The organism is Vibrio genomosp. F10 str. 9ZD137 (genome assembly GCF_049974785.1).
Lineage (GTDB): Bacteria > Pseudomonadota > Gammaproteobacteria > Enterobacterales > Vibrionaceae > Vibrio.
The window spans coordinates 1-4,837 of the sequence record NZ_JBNGCJ010000303.1 but is presented as its reverse complement, the minus strand read 5'-3'; the positions used below and the strand labels follow the sequence as shown (position 1 = coordinate 4,837).

Below are 4,837 nucleotides of genomic sequence, written 5' to 3'. Positions count from 1 at the left end.
TCGGCGGCGATCCCTGCGCCATTAATCCCCCCGCCAATAATGATCATGTCTAGGGTTGTAGTGTTATTGTGTTGAGTACTCATGTGTTATGCCTCTTTGTGAGCGAACGAGCATTTTTGAACATGGATTAATCGTAACCTAGGTTTCGTTTGTGATCATCATTTATTTTCGTTAATGCGCGTTTTATCTAATTTAGGAACAAACAGAGTGATTGAATATGAAATAAAATGGTTTAGGCATAAAAAAACCTCTAGCATGTGCGTAGAGGTTTAAAGTGATAGCGGCTTAGTCGTGCTATCATCAAAAGTCATCGCGTACTCGATCTAGTTTGCGACCACTTCAAGTGGAATTGAGTGCTCTTTCAATAGGTTAGAAATCGCTTTCGGCGGCTCTTTATCGGTGAAGAGCATGTGGAGTTGTGACACATTGCCAAGCTTAACCATTGCATTGCGACCAAACTTGCTGTGGTCAATAGCAAGGTAAACACTACGGCTATTCTCTATGATGGCTTGTTTTACTCGCACTTCATGATAATCAAAATCCAGTAGCGACCCATCATAGTCAATGCCGCTAACGCCAAGTATGCCGAAATCTAGCCGAAATTGTTTGACGAAGTCGAGCGTGGCTTCACCAACGATGCCGCCATCTCTATTGCGCACTTCACCGCCAGCCAGAATGACATTGAATTCTGGATTGGGTAGCAAAATGGTCGCGACATTCAGGTTATTGGTGACAATTCTTAACCGTTTATGGTTCTTATTGAGCGCTCGAGCGATTGCTTCGGGTGTCGTGCCTATATCGATAAAGAGCGTTGCACCATCTGGGATGTGCTTAACCAGTTCATCAGCAATAACATCCTTTTCATTGAAGTTCATGTTCTTACGCGTGTTATAAGCGGTGTTTTCTGAACTTAATGGAATGGTTGCTCCGCCATGGTAACGCCTAATCTTATTTTCATTGGCGAGCTCATTCAGATCACGTCTTATTGTTTGTGGGCTAACATCAAACTGCTCGACGAGTTCTTCAGTGCTGACATAGCCTTGTTTTTTTACCAGTTCAATGATCTGCTGGTGCCTTGGTATTTGTTTCATTGATGATCCCTAGTCTTGAGCGTGGACGGTTGAATATCGCTTCAAGATTATATTTTGGGTTATTGTGCGTGAGAGCGCGTGAACTTTGAAGAATAGATGGGTGATTATTTGTCTTAAAACGCAAAAAGAGCGCGTAACAGCGCTCTTTTTAATCATAAAGCGTGACTAGTCTTCGAGATCGCGCAATTCTGACCAAGCTTGTGTGCATTTTATGGCACGTTTCCAACCTTTGTATCGGCGATTTCGTTTCTCTTCGTCATGATGTGGAATGAAGCTTCTATCGAGTACCGCCTTTCCTTTTAATTCATCAACACTTCCCCAGTATCCCACCGCCAAGCCAGCCAGGTAAGCGGCACCAATTGCGGTGACTTCAGTGACTTCTGGCCGGTGGACTTCCGTATCGAGTACGTCCGATTGGAATTGCATCAAGAAGTTATTGGCAACAGCGCCGCCATCGACTCTAAGTGACGAAAGTTTAATTCCAGAGTCTGCTTGCATGGCATCCAAAACATCACGAGTTTGGTAAGCAATGCCTTCGAGTGTGGCGCGGATAATATGATTTGAGTTCACGCCACGTGTTAGGCCAACAATGGTGCCTCTTGCGTAAGCATCCCAATATGGGGCACCTAATCCAGTAAAAGCAGGGACGACATAAACACCGTTGGAAGAGTCGACTTTAGTGGCGAAATATTCTGAATCTTTAGCGTCAGACAACAACTTCATTTCGTCTCTAAGCCACTGAATAGAAGCTCCGCCCATAAAGACAGCTCCTTCAAGCGCGTAGGCTGGCCCACCGTTGGGGCCGCAAGCGAGCGTGGTAAGCAGACCGTTTTTAGAGGAGACCTTGGTTTGCCCCGTGTTCATTAATAAGAAACAGCCTGTCCCGTAAGTGTTTTTCGCTTGCCCGGCTTCTACACACATTTGGCCATAAAGGGCAGCTTGCTGGTCCCCTGCGATGCCTGCAATAGGAATTCGTGTTCCGCCTTTTCCTCCAATGTTGGTTTCGCCATAGATCTCTGAAGAACGTCGTGCATCGGGCATCATTGAAGCCGGTATACCTAACTCGTTTAAAAGTGTCTCATCCCATGTTAAATCATTGATATTAAATAGCATGGTGCGAGACGCGTTGGTGTAGTCGGTCACATGTACGCGGCCCTGAGTCATTTTCCATACTAGCCAAGTATCCACTGTTCCAAACAAGAGTTTACCCGCTTCGGCATCTTCTCGTGCGCCTTCTACGTTATCGAGAATCCACTTTATTTTTGTGCCGGAAAAGTAAGGGTCAAGAATTAAGCCGGTCGTGTCTTGCACATATTGCTCCAAACCTCGCTCCTTGAGTTCTTCACAAATGCTAGCCGTGCGTCGACATTGCCAAACAATGGCGTTGTATACGGGCTTTCCGGTCTCTTTATTCCAGACAACCGTAGTTTCGCGCTGGTTAGTAATGCCAATGGCGGCGATTTGATCACTACGAATGCTCGATTTGCCTAGAACTTCAACGAGGGTCGCACTTTGTGTCGCCCATATTTCAAGTGGATCATGTTCAACCCAACCACCTTTTGGGTAAATTTGCGTGAATTCACGTTGAGAAACACTCACTATGTTAGCGTCATGATCGAGAATGACCGCGCGAGAACTGGTTGTTCCTTGGTCTAACGCAACAATATATTTCTGCTCAGCCATGATAAGTTTCCTGTTGTTCCATCATCGGTATCTTAGTTGATATGCTTATGATTAAAATTATCGTTAAAGACATATTGTGCACGTTTGGATGAAAACGAAAATAAACGAACCTTAAAAGTGAGCGTTAGCGCGTTATTTTTTGTTAACTTAAAGTGTTTTATTGTAAAGGGTACGTGTCGATTTAAGTTTAGGCTGCAAAAGAAGAAAGAAGAAAGAAGAAAGAAGAAAGAAGAAGCCGAGATAGAACTAGCCAGTCGAAATAACAAAGTAAAAAAAACAGCCTCACGAGGAGGCTGCTACAAAATTAAACCAGATGCAATCTCATTAGTTGTTGCTGTGTAGCTCAGAGTTCAACTCAACCGCTGATTTGTTTGCTAGGCACTCAATCTGACCAGTCACAGAGTTGCGACGGAACAGAAGATCAGAAACGCCTGCCAGGTCACGAGCTTTGATGATTTCTACTTCGTTGCCTTCTTTGTCTAGCATGCGAACTTTCGTCCCTGCTGTTACATAGAGGCCAGATTCAACCGTACAGCGATCACCCATTGGGAAACCCAGTCCAGCATTGGCACCAAGTAGGCAGTTTTCACCGATAGAGATAACCATAGTACCACCACCAGATAGCGTACCCATGATAGACGCACCACCACCGATATCAGAACCATTACCCACGACAACACCAGCAGAGATACGTCCTTCAACCATGCTTACGCCTTTCGTGCCAGCATTGAAGTTAATGAAACCTTCGTGCATAACTGTTGTGCCTTCACCCACGTGCGCACCAAGACGAACGCGTGAAGTATCAGCAATACGGATACCTGTTGGTACAACGTAATCGACCATTTTAGGGAACTTGTCTACACAATCGACACTCAATGCGCGACCCGCTAGACGAGCTTCAATTTGACGCTCAGCCAATTCTGGAAGGTCGATAGGGCCTTCGTTTGTCCATGCAATGTTGTGCAGCAGGCCAAAAATGCCATCCAGAACTGTACCGTGTGGCTGAACTAAACGGTTAGAGATAAGCTGTAGCTTTAAGAATCCTTCGGCTACTGACTGTGGTTTTTCGTCTGTCGCTAAGATAACTAATACCAGTGGTTGCTCAGAAGACGCTGCTTTTTCTGAAAAAGAAGCATTAGCTACATCACCATTGGCAGCGAAGGCCGTTGCTAGTTCGGCACTTTGTTTTGCTGAGATTTCGATTGCTTGGTTGCCTTGCTCGTAACCTGAAACCGCTGCAATAGCATTCACCAGAGAATCACTAGGATTCAATACTGGATGAGGGAAGAACGCTTCAATGATTTTTCCGTCTCGATTTTTAGTTGCTGTACCAAAGGCAAGTGCAAAGTTAGCCATAGTTATCTCCATGCGTATATTCGGTTAAGCGGTGATAAGTTTCACTGCTTTATATTTGATGCTGTCCATCATAGTGAGAGGCTTACAGACTTTAAAGCCCTAAAGTAGAGAAAGTCTGTAAACCGATATGTCTTGTCTTATTAGAGATATGTTTGTCCATTAAGAAAATAATGTGTATTAGACAGTGTGCGGCAGACAAAATAAAACCCGAAGCAATGCTTCGGGTTTTGATTAAGACTTTACTTATTACTGATTGGCGTGCGCTTTGCGCTATAGCTTTTCGCTTTATATGTTCTCTTTAAAAAGAGTCCAACCATATCACCCGTTTGAGCTCGGATGTTGTCTCTACTTAAGTAGAGAGACCGAATCAATTACTTGCTAAGGTCGTCAGCGTGCTCAGATAAGAACGCTGCAACACCTGTTGGTGATGCGTCCATACCTGCTTTGCCTTCTTCCCATTGTGCAGGACAAACTTCACCATTCTTCTCGTGGAAGTTTAGTGCGTCTACCATGCGTAGCATTTCGTCGATGTTACGACCTAGTGGAAGATCGTTTACTACTTGGTGACGTACAAGACCGTCAGCATCGATTAGGAAAGAACCACGGAAAGCAACACCAGCTTCTGGGTGCTCAACGTCGTATGCTTTACAGATTTCGTGTTTAACATCAGCAACTAGAGGGTATTTAACTTGGCCGATACCGCCATC

Annotated in this window: 5 protein-coding genes; 1 reads left to right on the top strand and 4 read right to left on the bottom strand. The window is 44.7% G+C overall.

The features are described 5' to 3' along the window. Positions 1-323: 323 nt before the first annotated feature. Positions 324-1,091: a DeoR/GlpR family transcriptional regulator gene (locus ACP45E_RS05585; protein WP_017035753.1), complete on the bottom strand. Its 768-nt coding sequence runs from the start codon at positions 1,089-1,091 to the stop codon at positions 324-326. Positions 1,092-1,256: 165 nt separating this feature from the next. Continuing rightward, a complete protein-coding gene (gene glpK, locus ACP45E_RS05580; protein WP_017035752.1) occupies positions 1,257-2,774 on the bottom strand; it encodes a glycerol kinase GlpK in 1,518 nt (505 codons plus the stop codon). A gap of 84 nt (positions 2,775-2,858) precedes the next feature. Between glpK and ACP45E_RS05575 the strand changes: the two genes are divergently transcribed. Continuing rightward, entirely contained in the window at positions 2,859-3,116 is a 258-nt protein-coding gene (locus tag ACP45E_RS05575) for a hypothetical protein (RefSeq protein ID WP_069584782.1), read from the top strand. On the opposite strand, the gene dapD is transcribed toward ACP45E_RS05575, so the two are convergent. Together dapD and ACP45E_RS05565 are read right to left on the bottom strand one after the other, a co-directional pair. Continuing rightward, the gene (gene dapD / locus ACP45E_RS05570) at positions 3,099-4,130 is read right to left on the bottom strand and encodes a 2,3,4,5-tetrahydropyridine-2,6-dicarboxylate N-succinyltransferase (protein WP_017038529.1); all 1,032 of its coding nucleotides are present in this window, start codon (positions 4,128-4,130) and stop codon (positions 3,099-3,101) included. The genes ACP45E_RS05575 and dapD overlap by 18 nt on opposite strands. A 371-nt stretch (positions 4,131-4,501) precedes the next feature. After that, the coding region (locus ACP45E_RS05565; RefSeq protein ID WP_141707239.1) for a redoxin domain-containing protein at positions 4,502-4,837 on the bottom strand (336 nt) is incomplete at its 5' end.

What these genes read in the sequence shown, in the direction of transcription:
- ACP45E_RS05585 (WP_017035753.1), bottom strand. Translation starts at nt 1,091, where the DNA reads ATGAAACAAATACCAAGGCACCAGCAGATCATTGAACTGGTAAAAAAA.
- glpK (WP_017035752.1), bottom strand. Translation starts at nt 2,774, where the DNA reads ATGGCTGAGCAGAAATATATTGTTGCGTTAGACCAAGGAACAACCAGT.
- dapD (WP_017038529.1), bottom strand. Translation starts at nt 4,130, where the DNA reads ATGGCTAACTTTGCACTTGCCTTTGGTACAGCAACTAAAAATCGAGAC.